At 45.9% G+C, this 20,658-nt stretch carries 18 protein-coding genes and 1 pseudogene; 11 read left to right on the forward strand and 8 right to left on the reverse strand.

The genetic code is table 11. The annotated features are described in order from the left end of the window. Window positions 1–539: 539 nt before the first annotated feature. The 3 genes from PPOP_RS23850 to PPOP_RS05445 form a co-directional block, all read right to left on the reverse strand. Complete coding sequence (locus PPOP_RS23850; RefSeq protein ID WP_234399691.1) at window positions 540–680, reverse strand: hypothetical protein; 141 nt, start codon at window positions 678–680, stop codon at window positions 540–542. 383 nt (window positions 681–1,063) lie between these two features. Continuing rightward, the gene (locus tag PPOP_RS05440) at window positions 1,064–1,930 is read right to left on the reverse strand and encodes a ComEC/Rec2 family competence protein (RefSeq protein ID WP_006285094.1); all 867 of its coding nucleotides are present in this window, start codon (window positions 1,928–1,930) and stop codon (window positions 1,064–1,066) included. A gap of 520 nt (window positions 1,931–2,450) precedes the next feature. Continuing rightward, window positions 2,451–3,941, reverse strand: coding sequence for a peptide MFS transporter (locus PPOP_RS05445; RefSeq protein WP_006285096.1), 1,491 nt, complete (start codon window positions 3,939–3,941; stop codon window positions 2,451–2,453). 315 nt (window positions 3,942–4,256) lie between these two features. Here PPOP_RS05445 and PPOP_RS05450 point away from each other — a divergent pair, with 315 nt between their 5' ends. Next, window positions 4,257–4,739 (forward strand): S-layer homology domain-containing protein, encoded by a 483-nt coding sequence (locus PPOP_RS05450; protein ID WP_306304716.1) that lies wholly within the window; start codon window positions 4,257–4,259, stop codon window positions 4,737–4,739. 193 nt (window positions 4,740–4,932) lie between these two features. On the opposite strand, the gene PPOP_RS05455 is transcribed toward PPOP_RS05450, so the two are convergent. Next, a complete protein-coding gene (locus tag PPOP_RS05455) occupies window positions 4,933–5,862 on the reverse strand; it encodes a manganese-dependent inorganic pyrophosphatase (protein ID WP_006285099.1) in 930 nt (309 codons plus the stop codon). Window positions 5,863–6,174: 312 nt separating this feature from the next. Here PPOP_RS05455 and eutH point away from each other — a divergent pair. Beyond that, a pseudogene (gene eutH / locus PPOP_RS25750) lies at window positions 6,175–6,281 on the forward strand (ethanolamine utilization protein EutH); the annotation flags it as partial. 203 nt (window positions 6,282–6,484) lie between these two features. Here eutH and PPOP_RS23855 read toward each other — a convergent pair. Continuing rightward, on the reverse strand, window positions 6,485–6,589 hold the full coding sequence (locus tag PPOP_RS23855) for a DUF6254 family protein (protein WP_234399692.1): 105 nt from the start codon (window positions 6,587–6,589) through the stop codon (window positions 6,485–6,487). A 281-nt stretch (window positions 6,590–6,870) separates the two neighbouring features. On the opposite strand from PPOP_RS23855, the gene PPOP_RS05460 reads away from it, so the two are divergent. The 9 genes from PPOP_RS05460 (at window position 6,871) to PPOP_RS05500 (ending at window position 18,200) form a co-directional block, all read left to right on the forward strand. Next, the gene (locus PPOP_RS05460; protein WP_006285101.1) at window positions 6,871–7,161 is read left to right on the forward strand and encodes a hypothetical protein; all 291 of its coding nucleotides are present in this window, start codon (window positions 6,871–6,873) and stop codon (window positions 7,159–7,161) included. Window positions 7,162–7,209: 48 nt separating this feature from the next. Beyond that, window positions 7,210–8,565: a peptidoglycan-binding protein gene (locus tag PPOP_RS05465; protein ID WP_006285102.1), complete on the forward strand. Its 1,356-nt coding sequence runs from the start codon at window positions 7,210–7,212 to the stop codon at window positions 8,563–8,565. A gap of 414 nt (window positions 8,566–8,979) precedes the next feature. Next, window positions 8,980–9,786 (forward strand): class I SAM-dependent methyltransferase, encoded by an 807-nt coding sequence (locus PPOP_RS05470; RefSeq protein WP_042227543.1) that lies wholly within the window; start codon window positions 8,980–8,982, stop codon window positions 9,784–9,786. A gap of 31 nt (window positions 9,787–9,817) precedes the next feature. Next, a complete protein-coding gene (locus tag PPOP_RS05475; RefSeq protein ID WP_006285104.1) occupies window positions 9,818–11,161 on the forward strand; it encodes a hypothetical protein in 1,344 nt (447 codons plus the stop codon). Between the two features lie 194 nt (window positions 11,162–11,355). Continuing rightward, on the forward strand, window positions 11,356–13,152 hold the full coding sequence (locus PPOP_RS05480; RefSeq protein ID WP_006285105.1) for a flavocytochrome c: 1,797 nt from the start codon (window positions 11,356–11,358) through the stop codon (window positions 13,150–13,152). A 447-nt stretch (window positions 13,153–13,599) separates the two neighbouring features. After that, window positions 13,600–14,886 carry an isocitrate lyase gene (aceA, locus tag PPOP_RS05485; protein ID WP_006285106.1) on the forward strand — a complete coding sequence of 429 codons (1,287 nt, stop codon included), beginning with the start codon at window positions 13,600–13,602 and terminating at the stop codon, window positions 14,884–14,886. A gap of 40 nt (window positions 14,887–14,926) precedes the next feature. Continuing rightward, entirely contained in the window at window positions 14,927–16,525 is a 1,599-nt protein-coding gene (aceB, locus tag PPOP_RS05490) for a malate synthase A (protein WP_006285107.1), read from the forward strand. A gap of 24 nt (window positions 16,526–16,549) precedes the next feature. Next, window positions 16,550–16,729, forward strand: coding sequence for a hypothetical protein (locus PPOP_RS05495; protein WP_006285108.1), 180 nt, complete (start codon window positions 16,550–16,552; stop codon window positions 16,727–16,729). A 145-nt stretch (window positions 16,730–16,874) separates the two neighbouring features. Next, on the forward strand, window positions 16,875–18,200 hold the full coding sequence (locus PPOP_RS05500) for a DRTGG domain-containing protein (RefSeq protein ID WP_006285109.1): 1,326 nt from the start codon (window positions 16,875–16,877) through the stop codon (window positions 18,198–18,200). A 270-nt stretch (window positions 18,201–18,470) separates the two neighbouring features. On the opposite strand, the gene PPOP_RS05505 is transcribed toward PPOP_RS05500, so the two are convergent. The 3 genes from PPOP_RS05505 to PPOP_RS05515 form a co-directional block, all read right to left on the reverse strand. Then, window positions 18,471–19,151 (reverse strand): hypothetical protein, encoded by a 681-nt coding sequence (locus PPOP_RS05505; protein WP_006285110.1) that lies wholly within the window; start codon window positions 19,149–19,151, stop codon window positions 18,471–18,473. A gap of 145 nt (window positions 19,152–19,296) precedes the next feature. Then, on the reverse strand, window positions 19,297–19,908 hold the full coding sequence (locus PPOP_RS05510) for a hypothetical protein (protein WP_006285111.1): 612 nt from the start codon (window positions 19,906–19,908) through the stop codon (window positions 19,297–19,299). Window positions 19,909–19,938: 30 nt separating this feature from the next. Then, window positions 19,939–20,559 (reverse strand): preprotein translocase, encoded by a 621-nt coding sequence (locus PPOP_RS05515; RefSeq protein WP_148277837.1) that lies wholly within the window; start codon window positions 20,557–20,559, stop codon window positions 19,939–19,941. Between the last annotated feature and the right edge of the window lie 99 nt (window positions 20,560–20,658).

The following is a 20,658-nucleotide window of genomic DNA, read 5'->3' on the forward strand; positions in this document are numbered from 1 at the left end:
GGCTATACTGGGACTGGAAAGTCCATCCCCTGAAAAGCGCATACAGGTTCCGATGAAAGTGTCCGTCATTCGATAGGTCTCATAACCCTTTCGACGAAGTATACGGGTGAGCTGCTTGAGGGAAAACCTCACGAGCAGTTCTTATGGGGAGGGGCTGGAAACGGGCCTACAGGACCGCGCCAGTCCTTTACCCGACAAACCTCATTCCGGGCATTAAAGTACACCGTCGGTCCGACGAATTTTCATGCAAAGAAACGAGAGTCCATCACCCAGGAGATTTTCGCAAGAATGATCCTGTACAATTTCGCTGAAATGATGATCTCACACGTCGTCATTTCCCAAATGGATAAACGGCACCCATACCAAGTCAACTTCACGGTTGCCGTTCACGTTTGTAGACATTTCCTGCGATCACGGCACGATGAACTCCCGCACGATGTTGAAGCGCTGATTCGCAAAAACATTTTACCGATTCGACCCATTCGCCCAGGGCAGCAGAATACGCGAAAAATACGCTACAAATCAGTGGTTAGCTTCGTCTACAGAGTAGCATAATTCGTTTCACATGAACACTTTTTTAAGCGGATATTCCATCCGCTTTGTTTGCTGTACGCTTTTTCCTTGCTTGCACCAAAAAACAAACGACACAGGGCTTTTTCCCATGCCGTTTCAAATTCCATTTTTATTTCCGCTCTTGTTTTTGAGCTTAACTTAATGACATTGCCCAAGTGGAGCCTTTACGCCACTTCTATGTTAGATACAAAATATTAGGAGGATTTGTTTGCTTTTCTCTACTCTAAAAAAAGCACTGGGAGTTTTACATTATATCCCTATTTTTAAGTGCTTGTATATATTGAAAAACTGAACCTCTCCTGACTAAGGGACTGACCCCCGTTTGTGAGACGGGGATCAAAAACACCTTGCCAGATTAAGCTGCCAGTCGCCGAAAATCTTGGCTCAACGGTTCGCAAGCTGTTGCTTTCACGTGGAATCACGTGGTGAGCCGTATGCCTTAGCAGGGTACGTGCGGTTCGATAAAGGGGAAGCCATGAGAGTGGTTTCCCTACTTTATTGTCCCCCATTTTATGGTTTTTCCGTCGCAGATAGCGGTTATTGTCCCTTGCTTGTCTGTTCGGAATATTTCCGCGTCGGATTTCTTGAGCCTGTTCATCACCGATTTTTTGGGATGGCCATACTTATTGTTTGTACCCGTGCTAATCACGGCGTAGCTTGGTTGTACGGCGTCCAGAAACGCCTGGGATGTGGATGTATCTGAGCCGTGATGCCCTACCTTCAGCACGTCGGCACGAAGCCGCTCCGGCTGCTTTAGCATATCCGTTTCGCTTCGCTTTTCGGCATCCCCTGTAAATAAGAATGACGTATCTTGGTACGTAACCTTCAGAACTGCGCTCCAGGCATTCAGATCCTTGCCGTATTCGCCAACCGGTGCGATAAACTCGGCCGTAACGCCGTCAAGTGGGATAGACAAGCCTGCCTTCGCCGTCTTGATCTTCAATCCTCGATTTTTGACGGCCAGCAGGAAATCTTGATAGGTTTGGGTGGTATGTGACACCCGCGGTGCATACACGGATGTAACCGGGATGGAATCAATCACCATATCCAAGCCGCCGATATGATCTGCATCCGGGTGTGTCGCAATAACTGCGTCCAACTGCTTCACGTCAAGTTGATCCAGGTAATCGACGACAGTCTGTCCCTGATGGTTGTCCCCGCCGTCAATCAATATGTGCTGCCCTTTCGGTGTCTTGATTAGTGTCGAATCTCCCTGACCGACGTCCAAATAGTACACTTCCAGCGTGCCCGCCTGCTGCTGTGTTTCTACGGTTTGATTTATTACCGGGAAACTTGTTGAGCAAGCTACAAGCAGCACCAAAACAAGCCCAAGCACGATCTGTATATATTTCTTCATATGTACCTCTCCATGTAAGTTAGTATAAAAGAATAAGCCGAATGAATGGCGGTTTGAAGCGGCTTTTGCACAATCCCGACAATGAAAGAAATAGGAATGAGAATCATCACAAAATAGGATAGAATCAGTTTCAGTGTAAGGCTTTTAAACATAGATCCCCTCCTTCAGGATGTCTACAGTAATTTTATTAATGGAATTCTACATTAAACAGAAATATTCGACAAACAGAAATATTCGACATGAGTATTTATCGCCCCCCAAAGGGGGCATTTTAATAGCGAGGAGCGATTTGAAGAGAAGGCATATGTAGATATGTAGTGACAATATGCGACAGAATCGTCAAGTTCAATAGATCGCATATTTGGGGCGCCGTATACAGTTTCATTGCGTCTCGGTGTTCGAATACGAGCAGGCTCAAGACCGCCAGAAGATCACTTTCTGGCGGTCTTGAGCTGCGAATACATCTGTTGGTTATTCCTATTGATAAAGAATCTGGCTGTGCACATTAGAGGTGGCCTGCTTACTTTATCCCTTTCATATAGCTTTGAATCTTCGGGGACAGCAGGTAGAGCAGAAGACTCAACACAATGGCTACCCCTCCAATAACACCAAAGTAAAGCATCTCGGTTTCTGGGGTATAGAACTTTACGATCTGGGCGTTAATGGCTTGAGCTGCGGCATTGGATAAGAACCATAAGCTCATTGTCTGGGCCGTGAAGGCAGCGGGCGCGAGCTTCGTAGTAGCCGACAGGCCTACAGGCGATAAGCATAACTCTCCGAGTACAACGACGAAGTAGCTAAGCACGAGCCACAATGGATTGACGAGTGAAGCGGATCCGCCAAAGTAAGCCGGCAGCAGAATGATCAAAAAGGACAAACCGGCGAACAATAAGCCCAGTGAGAATTTTTTCGGGATGGTCGGCTGGCGATTTCCGAGCTTTACCCATAACCAAGCGAATACAGGAGCCAGTATAATAATAAAGAGCGGATTCAGGGATTGAAACCAGGCGGGTGAAATATGGATGCCTGCGAATTCCAATTGGGTACGCTTGTCTGCATAGTTGGCCAGAATTGTGGACCCTTGCTCCTGAATTGCCCAGAACATAATCGAAGCAATGAACAAAGGAATGTACGCAATAACTCGGGAACGCTCAACGGGCGTTGTTTTTGGACTGCGGTACATTACAATAAAGTACAGGGTGGGAATCAGAAGGCCTAAAATCCCAACCAGCTTGATAAAGGTATCGAAGGTAAGAACACCGAATGCAATGGCAGCCACGATCAAGACAGCCAAAACAACGACACCCACACCCAGAATCGTAAACACTTTTTTCTTCTCAGCGGGTGAGAGCGGATTGACGACAACCGTACCGGCAAGACCTAGATTTTTGGAGCGGGTTACCATAAACACGACCAATCCTATGAACATCCCGATAGCGGCTAAAGCGAAACCGAGATGGAAATTATTCATCCCGACGGTTCCAACAACTAATGGAGAGAGGAAGCCTCCGAGGTTAATCCCCATATAATAAATGCTAAAGCCCGCATCTCGGCGGTTATCCTGTTCGCTGTAAATATCCCCCACTAAACTGGATGCATTGGATTTCAGAAGGCCGGTACCAAGCACAATCAAGATCATGGATACAAAGAATAGCGATGCATTGCCCGGTACGGCCAGCACGATATGACCGAGCATAATCAGGATACCACCATAAAAAATAGCTTTCGACGTACCAAATATCCGGTCAGCTAACCAGCCACCAATGATGCCGGACATATACACGAGTGATCCGTAGATGGACATAATGGCGAGTGCGGTGTTCTCCGGAAACCCGAGTCCGCCCTGCGACACTTCATAGTACATAAAGAATACAAGGATAGCCCTCATCCCATAATAGGAGAACCGCTCCCAGAACTCGGTGAAAAAGAGGGTAAACAGGCCTTTGGGATGTCCAAAGAAACCTTTTTGTGGAACGCTTTCTATAATTTTCTTCCTGTCATTATTTGGCATACCAACTCTCCTTTAATAATCTATATTCCTTTAACGTATTGAAGCTAATATTTTTTTTATTATAATACCCTAAGTAGTAAAACTGCAATCTTTTCGAGATGACAATATAAGGGAATTAAACCTTATCATTGTCTGTGACAATGGAACTTTCGAAATTCGGCCTGACCAGATGACCTTTACTTGGCTTTTGTGATGTCTTGGAATAAACGGTTTCTTGCCGTGGATTTCCACACCGATGTCTTCCACAATAACGCCGTTACGTTTCATTTTTACCATGGAGACTCCTTATTAGCCGCATAATATATACTTTTTTTTATTGGGTGCCAGACGTCAAGTGATCCATGGAATAATGAGCAGGGATGGCACGCGGGCGACGGCAGCGGAGCCGGAAATACGTCATCCATCGGCATCGAGGTCTGCATGTACGAGGGAATGGACGAGCCGTTGGCATGGCAGCGGGCCGCGGAGCTAATCGCTCTGCTGGCCAAGCGGCACGGCATCGGGCTGGATGGTGTCGTGCCGCACTCTCACTGGAGCGGGAAGGCATGCCCGTCCCGTATTCTCCCGCAGTGGGAGGAGTTTATCCAATTGGTAGAAACGGCAATGAAGGCAGGTGATAAGCCGGTTCCACCTGATATCATCGGCCACTGGGCGGAAGCCTCAATCAGAGCGGTAATCGAGGCCGGAATTATGGTGGGACGCGGCTCCGGAAACTTTGAGCCGAATCAGCCGATCACCCGTGCTGAGGTAGCTGTAGTCGCTGATCGGATATTGAAACGTTTTACAAATGCCACTTGAGAATAAAAAATAAGGCCACCCAGAAGATGCTGGCTGTCCTATTCATATGAAAAGAGAAGAAAAAGGTGACCAGCGAAGGGATATGGGCCAGTGGATCAGCCGGCGAGGAAACAAAGCGGCGGGCCGCACGGAAAGCGCGGCCCGTACTGTTGGTCCCATTCGGGGGAATGTTCGAATATCCGGATTAGGGAATTTATTTGCTCAAGGTGTCTGTCAACACAGGCACGATTTGCTTCTTACGGGATACGACACCCCTCAGGAGCGCAGTGTTGTTCTCTAGGCTTACCTTGTATGCCTTCTCGACGGCGTCCGCCTTGGCGCCGAGCGCAATGGCCATGGAATTGCTGTTCAAAATATCGGTCACGACGAACACGAACAGATCGAGACCTTTCTTCGCGATCATGTCGGACATTGCCGCTTCCACTTCCGCCTGGCGAGACAGCACATCGTTCACATCCACCGCATTCACTTGCGCGATTTCCACCTTCGCGTTGCCCATGGTGAATTCCTTCGCATCAAGCGAGAGCAAATCCTGGATGCTCTTGTCGCTCAGGTTTGCGCCCGCTTTCAGCATGTCCAAGCCGTACTTCTCCGCATCGACGCCGGCGATGGCAGCCAGCTCGTGGGCAGCAGCAATGTCTTGGTCCGTGCATGTCGGGGATTTGAACAGCATCGAATCGGAAATGATGGCAGACAACATCAGACCGGCAATATTTTTACTGATCGTTTTCCCGTTCTCTTTATACATTTTATTCAAGATTGTAGCGGTGCAGCCGACCGGCTCCGCGCGATAGTACAACGGGCCGCTCGTCTCGAAGTTCGCGATACGGTGATGGTCGATCACTTCCAGCACCTGAACCTGATCAATGTCGTTGGCGCTTTGCTGCCGTTCGTTGTGATCGACGAGGATAACGCCGTTCACTTCGTTAGCCACGGTCTCTACGAAGCGCGGCGCTTCCGCTTGGAACGTATCCAGCGCGAACTGCGTTTCCCCGTTGATGCTGCCGAGGCGAACGGGCTCGGCATGGAATCCCAATTGTGTTTTCAAATCTGCATAAGCAATGGCGGAACAAATCGTATCTGTGTCTGGATTTTTATGTCCGAAAATAAGAGCTTTTTCCATAATCTTTACTCCCTTACATCTATATTCTAGCGAGAAAAGTATACCTTAGAATTCATTTAACAATCAAGGTAACAGCGGATGTCAACGGAGAAAAATGGCCCATTCCTCTCTTGCCAATCCCCTTTTTTATGCAATAATGATGTCGAATGGACGCCCATTCAAGTCATGCACAATAGATGAGGTTATAGGCGCAATGGAAGTTTGGTGCTACCGAACAGATACGATGAAGTATATCTTAGCAAGCGGAGATGTTCTTTAATGCCGAAGAAGGGATGACAGCGGCGTGCACTTATATCATAAGCACAGAGGCTAGACCTCGCGATGTTTGCGGTGACGCTGCTGGCCAACGATATGGGCGGATTTTCATTGGCGCAGGTAGTGGTGCAACTTCGGAAGCCGACTTGTTCACCGGATTGATTCCTTGTATGCCGAAAAATCGGCTACGGGGCTTTTTTTCGTACAATGACCATGCTTGCCCTTGACAGATGAGTCCCTTTATTATTGCCAAGAAGGACACCTTCATTCGCTGAAGGCAGGAAATCTCACCTTCGGAATAACAAGTAAGGGGGAGGAAGACATCCCCAGCAACACTTCTTGCCCAGAGATGTCTATCCCTTCCGTACTACTCCTCGGCTAGCTCGCGGAACGATTTCACTTTGCCGTGGGAGTGAGGAGTTTGTTTGCGGATTTTGTCCACATTTTCACGCCGGTGCTTCGGAGAGGTCATCGGCTCAGCCTCCTTCATTAATAATGAAACATAAAGGCAACAATATAAGTCATTCGATAGGCTGTTGCATTACTATTGCAGCCTGCTGTCATCCGTCGGACGGGGTCACCCATCGAATGTGTTATTAATATGGTCCCCGGTACTTCCCCTTATCCCCACCAAAGTCAGGAGATGTAGCATGGGGCAGAATTATTTTTCTATATATAGGCACATATCCATTTTTAATGAATATACAGGTAGGGAAAGGTATATAATTCCACGACGGAAAGAGGAGAACATCCATGTATCATAACCCTTACGGATATCCGACTTATATGCATCACCATCAATATGTTGATCATTCATATAATCGAGCCCCACAATTTGAAAATAAAATTGGACAATACTATATTCTTCCGAAGTCTGTGCAGCTTCCAACAGGCTACACGATTCCGGCCAATACACGCGTTTTTATCCATAACGTCACACTGACCACCACAGGTGAAGAGTTAGTTACATTAGTAGCTCCGGTTCTAAAAGGAGGAAACTGGGTATCCGAGACGATTAAAGATATCCCTGCATCGCAGCTTTAAAAGTAAGAATGTAAAAAATAGATTTCTTAATAAGGAAGTGGAATACAAATGATTCACTATAATTTATATACAAGACAAACTACTGGAACATTGATGGTTTTTGTATTTGAGGGAAACAAGGCCAAGCCTATTATTGGCGCCACAGTAACAATAACAGGAGATAACCAAAATATAATACTTCAAACAAATGAATCCGGTCAAACCCAACCCATCACCTTGCCGGCCAAAGAACCTTACTCTAACTATACTGTTAATGTTTCAGCCAGCGGATACACCTCTATAAAAATTAATGGGGTACAGGTTGTCCCAAATTCTACAGGGATTCAAGAAATTGAAATGACTCCCACTGGTCAAAGATGGGATTATCGCCCAATAGAAGAACACACAATCCCTCCACATCAATTAGATTTGCCCGAACCTGAAAAGCCCATTGAAAATCCACTAACGAAACAAGAACCCCAACGTCGTCCCGACGGTCCTGCTATAGGCCTGTTAATACCTGAATATATTATTGTACACGATGGAGCGCCCAAGGATAGGTCTGCACCTAATTATCGGGTGAAATTTACAGATTATATTACCAAAGTAGCTTGTGGTGAAATATATTCGAGTTGGCACAAAGAAGCTTTAACAGCTAATATTCTTTGTATCACTTCTTTCACGTTAAATCGCCTATACACGCAGGAATATCAAGGATTCGATATTACGTCCAAAATCCAATTCGACCATAAATTCGATCCTAACCAAACCGTATATGGAGAAATCGTGGAAGTCGTAGATACGATATTCAATCAATATGTTAAGCATCCAGATCCCGAATTAAAGCAACCCTTTTTAACCGAATATCGAGCTTACGAAAGACGTTGCACATTAGGCCAATACAAAAGTCAAGAACTGGCACGTGCAGGATATAAACATCTGGATATTCTAAAATACTTTTATGAACCATGTTATAAACCGATAGCAACCGCAACAAGCCCGGGTGTAATTTTCCAAGGCCGCCCAACTCCGCCTCCAGAAACAGTCTTGCAAGAAGGCGCAACCGGTTCCGATGTACGTGAAATTCAGGTCTATTTAAACGAAATCTCCAAAAAATATAGTGAAATACCTAGCCTAGAAGTAGACGGCACTTATGGAAAAGAAACAAAACAAGCCGTTGAATCCTTTCAAAAAATATTTATTGTACCACAAACTGGAGCCACAGACTTTAGAACATGGTATAAAATCACGAACCTCTATTATTCTATATTACAGTATAGGCATAATAATAAATCTATCCCACATCATACAAACTTGCCATCAAACCCATCAACTAATCCAGGGTTAATCAATCAGCATCATCTTGCGCACCCATACCATCTAAATAATCACCGAAATATTCCAAATTATTATAACTACTTTTGAGTGAGAGCAGTGGATGAGTCCATGGTATTTACATGCTTATGAGTTTCAGAAGATACCTTCCACTTTCTCATTTCAATAGGGCAGAGAATTCTGCCCTATTATCACCATATCACCAAACTTTTTTTCATCCACGGAGTCCCGGCTGCTCTCTGATTGATTGGTGACAAGTTTGTATGTACAGGCACAATGGCAAAAAAGAAAATTTATTTGTTTAAAAGCATAAGTATTTTTGATAAAATATGTTACAAGGAATAAAAATGCAAATATTAATTTAATTGGGAGTTGCTCTGTAACCTATTCGTAATAACTACTTCGAGATACCTGAAATAGATAGCACATCAACATCGTATTCCGTGACGTACGGAAATGATACCTTTGATCTATAAAATACCAAATTTGATAGGTGGAATGGTAATGGGTGAAAGAAGTAAAACAATGTTGGGAGTTTCGTATATTAGAGGCTACTTATTAGAGGATGTACGTTCAAAACAGTTGATCGAAAAACAAAAAGAGGAGAGCAAAAATATTGTTGAACGAATCAATAAAGCGAATGGAGGTATGTTTACTCGGAATATAATAACGAGAAATTTTTACTTTAACGAGAAAATTAAAGAAAATATCTATAAGTTCGATCAGCTGCTTGTTTTAGGCATTGGCTTAGATACCAAAGCAGATGCACTTGAAGAGTTGAAAGATAAAAAAGTTTTTGGCCTTGATATAAATGCAAATAGCATTCATGGAATATATGAAGAAGCTGGTCTAAAAACAAACGCAGTTATTTTACCTGTAGATTTAAGAAATGTAAGTAAAGAAGATATTTTAAAAAAATTGATAGAACAAGGATTCTCCCTTGAAGAACGGACATATATGATCTGGGAAGGTGGAACCTTTTATATTAAAGAGTCTGAAGTATTGGATATCCTTTCTTTTTGGTATGATTCCGTTAATATCAGGGGAATGAGTATCGATTTTTTAAATTACGATGTTTTTCATGATAAGACTCACAAAAGCAGAGAAGTGATTGAAATGGTATTGAAAATATTGGAAAACGCAAAAGAACCGTGGATAGGTTACTTTCGCCCTGAAAACATAACAACCTATTTTCGTTCTTTAGGATGTAAGCATATTGATCTTGATATGCACGGAGATATTGAAAGAAAGATCTATGACGAGCCATTAGTAATTGAAGATTTACTTTTTTTCGTAACTGTTTTTGATTAATCATTATGTAACGTATAAGAGGAGGGATATATTGAAATATTTAGAACATAAAGCAATTATTATTGGTGGCGGATTTGCTGGCAAACTTGCATGTAAAGCGCTTTCCCCCCATGTTAAGCATATTACGATATTAGAATCTAATTCTAAACCTGCTGACAATGATATGCAACCTTTTGTTCCGCAAGCTCATCATGTCCATATTTTGTTAAGACAAGGTTTGCTGACTTTGGAAAAACTGTTTCCGGAAATCTCGAAGAAATTAGTTGAATCGGGTTCAATAAAGTACGATATATTACAAGATTTGAAGTGGTATCATTATGGCGGACTTAAATCACCTTATCCAAGCAACTATTTTATCATTCAACAAACAAGAACGTTACTTGAACACCATATTCAAAATTATATTCATGACTTAAAAAATGTGTCTTATGTCGATAATGTTAGGGTAACAAAAATGCTTTTTGACTCGAAAAAGACAAAATTGCTAGGTGTTGGAGTCAAAAAGCGCCATAGTGAAGAAATGGAAGACTACTTCGCAGATATCATTATTGATGCAAGCGGAAATGGAGCCAATATAAAAAAATGGATTACAAATATCCATATACCTGTCAAGGAAATTAATATTAACTTACTTTATATGTCTAGATTTTACGAAATAAATAATGAAAATCTTCCTCCGTGGAATGGATTGCTCGTTTCTCCGATTTTTCCACATTCAACAAAAGGGGGGGTAATATTAAAAACAGAGAAAAAAAACCAGTTTATCGTTACATTAAGTTCTTATTTAACGGAAGAAATCCCAAAGAAAGATGAAGATTATGAGAAAATGGCTGAGTCATTACCTCAGCAAGATATTATCCAATTCATGAGAAGTGCAAATCCAGTAACGAAATGGAAAAATTATAAAATCAATAAACAGCACTGCTATCAATTTGAGAAGGTTGATCATTTACCAAGAAACTTGTTTGTCATAGGTGACTCCTATTCTGTATTTGATCCTATATTTGGGCAAGGGATGGTCGTCTGTGCCTTAGAGGCCGAAGCATTAAAAACAGCTTTTTCGAAAATTGACGATATAAAAAATAGTTCTCAATACTATTACAAAGCATGTGCAAAAATAGTAAAACGGGCTTGGGATATCTCAGTTGCTGAAAATTCTAAGTTAAATAGTAACGTAAATAAAAATAATTTGTCTTTGAAAATTAGGCAGTGGTTAAATAAAAACATATTTGAAATCTCAGCTTACGATCCATATGTTTACCTGAAATTAGCACAAATTATGCATATGACACATACCCCCAAAGAGATTATTTCACCAAGATTAGTGTATAAATTGGTCAAACACCTTTGTATAAAAGGAAAAGGGAAGAGTTAATTAAAAGAGGAAGCTACAGTCTGGCGAGGGCTGCGCGAAACGAAGTTGTTTGTTCAAATTTATTTTCGATATCATATAGTGAAAGTGATAACTTTCACTAATAGGTATTAATAACTATGCTATCATGATGATGTGTATAGAGTACGATTACGCTGTATGCAAATATAACAAGTGAGGATAAGGGGTTAACCGACATGAAGAGGATGAAGCAAGCGGGAATGATGTTACTGATTCTATGTCTGTTCGTGATGTTAGCAGCATGCGGGAGCGGGAACAAAGATGGCAAGGAGGCCAATAATGGAGGAAACCAGAATCGGATCGTGACGTCTATCGGGGAAGGCGATGGCAAGCACGGTACGATTAAGGTGGAAGTCACGTTCGAGAACGATGAGGTTAAAGATATTAAGGTGCTCGAACAGAAGGAAAATGAAGTGTTGGCCGAGCCTGTATATAAAGAACTGAAAGAGAGTTTGATCGCCTCGAACAGCACGGAGGTGGATGCGATCAGCGGTTCGACGGTAACGAGCCAGGGCTACATCGACGCGGTGAAGGATGCGGTAGCGAAGGCGGGTTTGACGCTCGTCGCGAAGCAGGCGGCTGGAAAAAGCCAGACAGACGAGCCGTCCGAGCAGACGTATGACGTTGTCATTATCGGGGCAGGCGGTGCCGGCTTCAGTGCGGCTTTGGAAGCGAAGCAGGCGGGCGCTTCGGTTGTCCTCTTGGAGAAAATGCCCAGCGTAGGCGGCAACACGCTGATTTCCGGCGGTGAAATGAATGCGGCCAACACGTGGGTGCAGAAAAACTTGGGCATTGAAGACAGCACCGAGCTGTTTATCCAAGATACGCTCGAAGGCGGAGACCATATCGGCGATCCGGACATGGTCCGCGTGCTGGCCGAGAACGCGACTGCTGCGGCAGAATGGCTGAAGGATGTAGTGAAGGTGAACTTTCTAGAGGACCATTTATTCCAATTCGGCGGCCACTCCGTCAAGCGTGCGCTGATTCCGGAAGGGCATACGGGGGCAGAACTGATTACGAAGCTGAAAACGCAACTGGACGAGATGGGCATCGATCTGAAGACGAATACGAAGGCCGAGAAATTGCTTACGGATGACAGCGGCAAAGTGATCGGTGTCGAAGCAGCCGGATCCAACGGCAGCGCCATCACATTCCATGCCAACAAAGGCGTCATTATTGCGTCGGGCGGCTTCGGCTCCAATATCGAAATGAGAAAGCAGTACAATCCGGAATACGATGAAAAATATATGACAACAGATGCGCCGGGCACGACGGGAGACGGGATTGTGATGGCGCAGGCCGTCGGCGCTGCCCTGACCAATATGGAGAGCATTCAGACTTATCCGGTATGCAATCCGAAGACCGGCGTTATCTCGCTGGTTGCGGACAGCCGTTTTGACGGGGCGATTCTCGTGAATCAGAGCGGCCAGCGTTTCGTTGAAGAACTGGAGCGCCGCGACGTCATTTCCCAAGGGATTCTGGCCCAGGAAGGCGGCTATGCATATCAGTTGTGGAATCAGGAAATAGGCGATATCAGCAAGACAGTCGAAACGCATAAAGACGAATATGAAATGCTTGTCAAAGACGGCGTCTTGTACAAAGCGGATACGCTGAAAGAAGCTGCTGAATTTTTCAAGATCGATCCAAAAGCGCTGCAGGCGACAATAGACCGCGTCAACCAATTCGCCAAGTCGGGAAAAGACGAGGACTTTAACCACCGTTCGGGATTGAAGGATATGAGCAAAGGGCCTTATTATATTCAAAAAGCGGTGCCTTCCGTTCACCATACGATGGGCGGTCTCGTGATCAACAAGGCGACAGAGGTGCTGAATGAGCAAGGCCAGCCGATTCCGGGCCTGTTCGCCGCAGGCGAAGTCACGGGCGTCATTCACGGCAAGAACCGGCTTGGCGGGAATGCGATTGCCGATGCGATCACATTCGGACGCATCGCCGGCCAGCAAGCCGTCAAGTAAATAGCAAGTATACAGAAGCCGCAGCAGCAAGCTGCGGCTTCTTGCATTGGGCGGGAACGGAGGCTTCTGCCTGCTAGCGTAAGAAATCAAACAGAGTCTGCAAGCGACCTTGCTAAGGGATATCGCCTGTTATGTTATATAACAACAAAAATATTTAAAAACAGTATTGAACAGATCTTATTTCTGTAATATAATGTCATCAATGAATTAGTTGTGTTATATAACAGAAAAAAAGGAGGAGGCGCGAAATGGATTGTCCCGTATGCGGAGGCAATGGCGATTTGGACTGCTTTACATGCATGAGCCCGATGGCTGAAGGCCAAGAATACCACGATTGCCCGTTATGCGAGGGCAGGCGAGTTCTTCCTTGCAGCCGGTGCTCAGGCAACGGTTACCTGGAGCAGGAAGCATGAATCGAACCCAATAATCGATGGAGGAGGATTGACGATGAGCGGTACAGGGAGAACGGAACTCGAGCAGATGAAGGGACACTGGTCTGGAGTCCGTTATGAAGGAATTCGGCGTCCGTATTCGCCGGAAGACGTGTTGAGATTACGAGGGTCTCTGAAAATCGAATATACATTGGCCCAGCGAGGTTCCGCAAAATTGTGGGATCTACTTCATTCGGAAGATTATATCCACGCGCTGGGGGCCCTGACCGGCAACCAAGCCGTTCAGCAGGTCAAAGCGGGACTGAAGGCCATCTATCTCAGCGGATGGCAGGTGGCGGCGGATGCGAACCTGTCCGGACAAATGTATCCCGACCAGAGTCTCTATCCAGCGAACAGTGTTCCCCATGTCGTGAAGAGAATCAATCAGGCGCTGGAGCGCGCCGATCATATTCAGCATTCCGAGGGCAAACATGACATCGATTTCTTCGTCCCCATCATCGCGGATGCCGAGGCTGGCTTCGGAGGGCCGTTGAATGTATTCGAGCTCGTGAAGTCCATGATTGAAGCGGGAGCCGCAGCCGTCCATCTCGAGGATCAGCTTGCCTCGGAGAAGAAATGCGGCCATATGGGCGGCAAGGTGCTGGTGCCGACCGGGCAGGCGATTCGGCATCTGATCGCGGCGAGGTTCGCGGCTGACGTGATGGGGGTGGATACGCTACTGATTGCCCGGACAGATGCGAATGCGGCGCAACTGCTTACCAGCGACATCGACGACAACGATCGACCTTTCCTGACCGGAAAACGCACAGCGGAAGGTTTCCACTATGTAAGGGCGGGACTGGATCAAGCGATATCGCGGGGTCTTGCCTACGCCCCTTATGCCGACATGGTCTGGTGCGAGACCTCCGAACCGAATCTGAAGGAGGCCGAACGATTCGCGCAAGCCATTCACGCCCGGTATCCCGGCAAATTGCTTGCGTATAACTGCTCCCCTTCCTTCAACTGGAAAATGAAACTGAGCGACAAGGAGATCGCCACCTTCCAGGAGAAGCTCGGCGCCTTGGGCTACAAGTTCCAGTTCGTCACCTTGGCCGGCTTCCACGCATTGAACCACAGTATGTTCCGTCTGGCGCGAGGATACAAGGAGCGGGGGATGCAAGCCTACTCCGAGCTGCAGCAGGCGGAATTCGCCAGCGAGGCGGAAGGATATGAGGCAGTCCGCCACCAACGGGAAGTGGGAGCCCGTTATTTTGACGAGGTGACCCAGATTGTTGCCGGAGGCCTGGCCAGCACAACGGCATTGGCAGGTTCGACAGAACAGGAACAATTCAGCCGTTCATGAAGCATATTTTCAGCTATTGTAAAAAAAGGGGGTTCGACCGATGAACCGTGTGAGCCAGTCACACCGTGTATTGAAAGGGGATTGCGGCTCCGAAGCGCACCGCATCATCTTGACGCCTGAAGCACTGGACTTCGTGGCGGCGTTGGAAAGGCGGTTCGGGAAGCGGCGCAAGGAACTGCTTCGAATGAGAGACGAGCGCCAGCACAGACTGGACACGGGAGAGTGGCCGGACTTCTTGGCGGACACGACACATGTCCGGAACGCGGATTGGAAGGTTGCCTCCATTCCGGCCGATTTGCAGGATCGAAGAGTGGAAATAACAGGCCCCTCTGGGGATCGCAAAATGGTTATCAATGCGTTAAACTCGGGCGCCAAAGTGTTTATGGCGGATCTCGAAGATGCCAATTCCCCAACCTGGTTCAACACGCTGGAAGGCCAGGTCAATCTGCGCGATGCGGTCAATCGGACGATACGGTTCGTTAGCGATGCAGGCAAAATCTATGAACTGAATGAGAAACCGGCCGTGCTCAAGGTGCGGCCGCGGGGCTGGCATATGGAAGAGAAGCATCTGTTGATCGACGGAGAGCCGGTATCGGCGTCGCTATTCGATTTCGGTCTTTATTTTTTTCATAATGCGGAGGCGTTGATGCGGCAGGGAAGCGGTCCCTATTTTTATCTTCCGAAAATAGAAAGCCATCTTGAAGCGAGGTTATGGAATGACGTGTTTGCATTCGCGCAGCAGGAGTTGGGCATTCCTCGCGGCACCATTAAGGCAACCGTATTAATCGAGACGATTCTGGCTGCCTTCGAGATGGATGAGATTCTGTTCGAGCTGCGCGATCACGCGGACGGCTTGAATTGCGGACGCTGGGACTACATTTTCAGCTTTATCAAGAAGCTCCGGAGCAAGTCGGACGTCATTTTGCCCGATAGAGCCCTTGTGACGATGGAATCGCCTTTTATGACGGCCTATTCGCTGCTTGCCATTCAGACGTGCCATCGGCGCCAAGCCTACTGTATCGGGGGCATGGCGGCCCAGATTCCGATCAAGAATCATCGGTCGGCTAACGAAGCGGCACTGGAGAAGGTGCGGAAGGATAAGCTGCGGGAAGCGCTGAACGGACATGATGGCACCTGGGTGGCGCATCCCGGTCTCGTGCCGATCGCCATGCAGGTGTTCGATGCCCATATGCCGGGACCGAACCAGATCGGGAAGCGGCCGGAGCGCGAGATCACGGCGGCGGAGTTGCTGGAGGTTCCACAAGGGCCGATTACCGAGGCTGGCGTTAGAATGAATGTGTCGGTCGGCATTCAATATTTGGAGGCATGGCTTCGAGGAATGGGCGCGGTGCCGATCAACCATCTGATGGAGGATGCCGCGACCGCCGAGATTTCGAGAGCCCAATTGTGGCAGTGGCTTCACCATCCGCGGGGCGTGCTCGTCGATGGGCGCAACGTTACGGCCGAGCTCTTCGATCAGATCTTTCAGGAAGAGCTGGAGGATCTCCGGCTTCGCATGGGCGAGGACAAAGTTCCCGGCTCCCGGCTGACGCTGGCTGCCTCGCTGTTCCGCGACATGACGGTTGCGGATACGTTCGAGCCGTTTTTGACCCGTCCGGGTTATATGCATCTATCCTAATTCCGCTAATGGAGGTTCACGCATATGGCAATGAACAAGGTCGAACTCGATACAGACGAGACGATGGAGTACACGGCGTTTTATCCGCTATCTCCCGTATTTTTGGACTTAACCTATCATTCGAGCAGCGAGGAAGTCCGGCAATCCTCCTTGCCGCTGTCGCATTATTTCATTTCCAATTATTATTGCTACCGCAATGATTGAGCAATGACCTGCAAGCTGATTTCCAACAAAGCCTGTTCGAGGAAGGAACGGGCCTGTTGGAAATTTTCTATTTCCGCTTTCGTTTCAATAGGTTCCCCATGCTATATAATAGAAGTATTCCGCTATATAACAGAGGGGATAGCTTATGAATTCTTACGACATGTCGACGAAGCACGGGCAAATTATTCAATACATTGAGGAGCTTGACATCGGGACGCGCATTTCGGTGCGCAAAATCGCGCAGGTCTTGAACGTGAGCGAGGGCACGGCTTACCGCGCCATCAAGGAAGCGGAAGGCCGAGGCATCGTCAGCACGAGAGAGCGTACGGGCACCGTACGAATCGAGAAGCAAGAGCCGCAGTATATCGTTAAACTGACCTTCGAAGAAATACGAAGCCTGGTGGACGGAGAGGTGTTGGGCGGCACCGCCGGCCTCGATAAGACGCTGAACAAGTTTGTGATCGGGGCCATGCAGCTTGAAGCGATGATCCGGTATATTGAACCGGGAAACCTGCTGATTGTCGGGAACCGGAACAAGGCGCATCACATCGCTCTGACCTTGGGTGCAGGAGTGCTGATTACGGGAGGCTTCGACACCCCGGCGGAGGTTCGCGAGCTGGCGGACGAGCTTGCGCTTCCGGTCATCAGTTGCAAATACGATACCTTTACGGTGGCTGCACTCCTGAACCGCGCCTTATCGGAACGGATGATCAAGAAGCAGATCATTTTGGTCGGCGATATCATTAGAACAGACATTTCGCTCACCTCGATTCACCAGTCCAGCACGGTCGGGCATGTGAAAAAGCTGATCGAGCAAAGCGATCACAACCGCTTTCCCGTGGTGGATGATTCGAACAGGCCGGTGGGTATGATAATCGCCAAGGACATTATCGGCGCTTCCGACAGCGACCCGATCGAGCATGTTATGAGCCCCCATCCGATTACGGTCATGCCTCACACCTCGATAGCGACGGCGGGCCACATGATGGTATGGGAAGGCATTGAACTGATTCCGGTCGTTAACGGGGAGAAGCAACTGATCGGCGTGATTAGCCGCAAGGATATATTGAAAGCGATGCAGTCGGTTCATTCCCAGCCCCAGCAGGGGGAGACGGTGGAGGATCAGATCTGGTCGGCGTTCGAGGAGATTCGGGACGACGATGGCAGGCTTACTTTCCGCGGGCCTGTTCATACCTCAATGATCAACCAGATGGGGTACATCTCCGAGGGAATCCTGGGCAGCATGATCACCCTTGCCGTCACCCGCACGATCAAGCAGCAGAAGAAGAAGGATTTGCTTATCGACCACACCTCCGTTTATTATTTGGCGCCGATCGAAATCGAAAATACGGTGGAAATCATGCCAACGGTGATTGAACTTAGTCGCAGGTTCTGCAAAATCGAAGTGGAGATGTTCGTTCAGGGACAGCGAGTGATCAAGGCGATGGTAACGGCCAGAATTTTGGATTAACGCAGCGTCTGTAAAATAGTATATGAAAGCTCCAAAACCTATTCACTTATCGTCCGTGCCTGGCACAACAATTGGAGTGCTTACGTGAACAAGTTATTGCATCACGGCTACGCCATGCTCAAAAAAGAGCAATCCTTCACTTTCTAGAAAAGTATATGCCAAGTAAACCTCCACCCATTGGAGGTTTACTTGGCAGCCTTTAAATACAATTTACAAGAGATCTCACTTATTCTAAAGCGCCTATTGACAAGGTATGAGTTGGTTTCTACATTACTTCCGTAAATATAAACCTTCTGTCATACAAATGGTTCTAATCAAGTCTTCTTGTTCCTTATCACACAGGTAAAGGGTAGCACGAAGACGATCCAGCCAAAGAACCAATTTTAAATCGGTAAAATAAACGCAAGTAGTAACAACATTTTTCAAACTTAAAGCAAATAAATACTCTAGATTTTCCCATTCATCCGTCGTTACGATACCTTCTTTAGAAAACAATTGCTTTGTTGATTGAAAAAGTTCATTTTTTTGCACTTCATCAGGCAAATCATTACGGAGAAGGCTGCTTTCCAAGTAAACAAACGAATAGGCCCATAACTTTGATAGAACATGTAAAAACTTTTTCTCTTCCTGAAAATAAAGTGAATGTAAACCATGCTTATCCTCTTGCCTATAAAATTCCTCCAATTGCGGGAACTTTCCCCCTTTAGGATTAGCCTGTGGAAAAGAATCTATCACATACATGTTCTGTCTATAAACACATTCTTTTTCAACCAAAGTTTTCTTACCCGAATCAGCACAAGCAGGTTTTATAAAGAAATCACGTTTATCAAGCAGAAACAAATCTTCATTCCAGTCTTCCGCAGGAACATCTTCTTGCAAAACCGATAAATCAATATCAAATACGTTACACAATTCCTTTACTTGCTCACGATGCAATAATTTCGTTTCCAACCATTTTCCCTCCCCAGGTAGTGATGCCACTTTTTTATTTCCATTATATAACTCCCATTATATAACTTCCATACCTTATCATTATGACTTTTATTCGTATAACTTTCTATTTGCCCAACCCGTGTCGGCCCTTTTTCTTCATCCGTTATACAAAATACAACCCTTCGGTTGTACATACCGTTCTTACCAAGTCCACTTGCTCCTGGTCGCAAGCATAAACAATAGCACAATCACCGCCAACCCAAAGTATGACTTTGATATCCACCAAATATAGACAAGTTGAAACAAAATTTCTTGAACCTAAGACAAATAAACACCGTAGAACTTCCAAATCATCAATTTCTACGATCTCCCCCCTGGAAAACAATGACTTCACTTTCAACAAAAATGGCCTATTTAAAAATTCATCAGGAAAACAAAAAGGGTTACCATATAGAATATCGCTCTCTACATGGATGGAAGAATACGCGCATAGCTTAAAGTAAATAGATAAAAATTTCTTTTCTTTTTCAAAATAAATGGCATTAAAACCGTACATATCATCGTAAGTGTAGAACGACTCCAGTTGCCCATATCTTCCTTCAATTCTAACCGTTTTGGGCATATCATCGATTCTAAACATTCTTTTTTTATAGCATATATCCATCTCTTCCCATTTATCACCTAAAAAATTATCCCAATCACTATCGATCAAATTTTGATTCAATAAAGATAAATCAATATCAAATCTACGACATAAGGAATCTCTTATATTCATGACTACATTCCCCTTTCTCAAAACAACAACCTACCCGCTCCTACATCCGTTTGCAAGCAGAACTAAATTCTGCGCCGCACATGCTGTTCTGACAACATTCACTTGTTCCTGATCAGCGATATAAACCACATAACCCGCAGTCGTTGTCCACACAATCGTCTTCCGGTCTAGCAAATAAAAACAAGTGGTCATCCTATTTCGTAAACTTGCCACAACCAAACATTTTACAATTTCCCGATCGCTTACTTCTTCTAAAATTTCCTGCTCAAATAACGATTTCATGCCCAATAAAATGTCTGGTTCTACACATTCTTCTGGGAAATTTAAAAGGTTCGCATCATAGAGAAATTCACTTTCTATACGAACGATACCATGTTCTCCTAATGCAAACAGAATCGATAATAGTTTGGTTACCATTTCACTATCCACGGCATCGCTCTTGCTTTCCGGCTGCCCCATACAACCATCTATGTGATACATTCTGTCTTTATACACCGTATCCATCATCTGTTGTTTATCGACTAAGAAACACTCTTCATTCCAATCATCATCGGGCACCGTTTGCTGAAATAAAGGTAAATCAATATCAAATATAGGACATAAATCATGGATTCGCCCCTCTACGACCAGCCTCTTTTCCCAGTATGGCAAAGACAAAACTCCCTTCCTTGTATAAATTGAAAGATAGTCAAAAAGCCCTCCAAGCAAGGGCTTTTTGTACCTCTATCCGTAAATCTACAAACCGAAAAT

It is taken from the genome of Paenibacillus popilliae ATCC 14706 (assembly GCF_000315235.1).
Lineage (GTDB): Bacteria > Bacillota > Bacilli > Paenibacillales > Paenibacillaceae > Paenibacillus_B > Paenibacillus_B popilliae.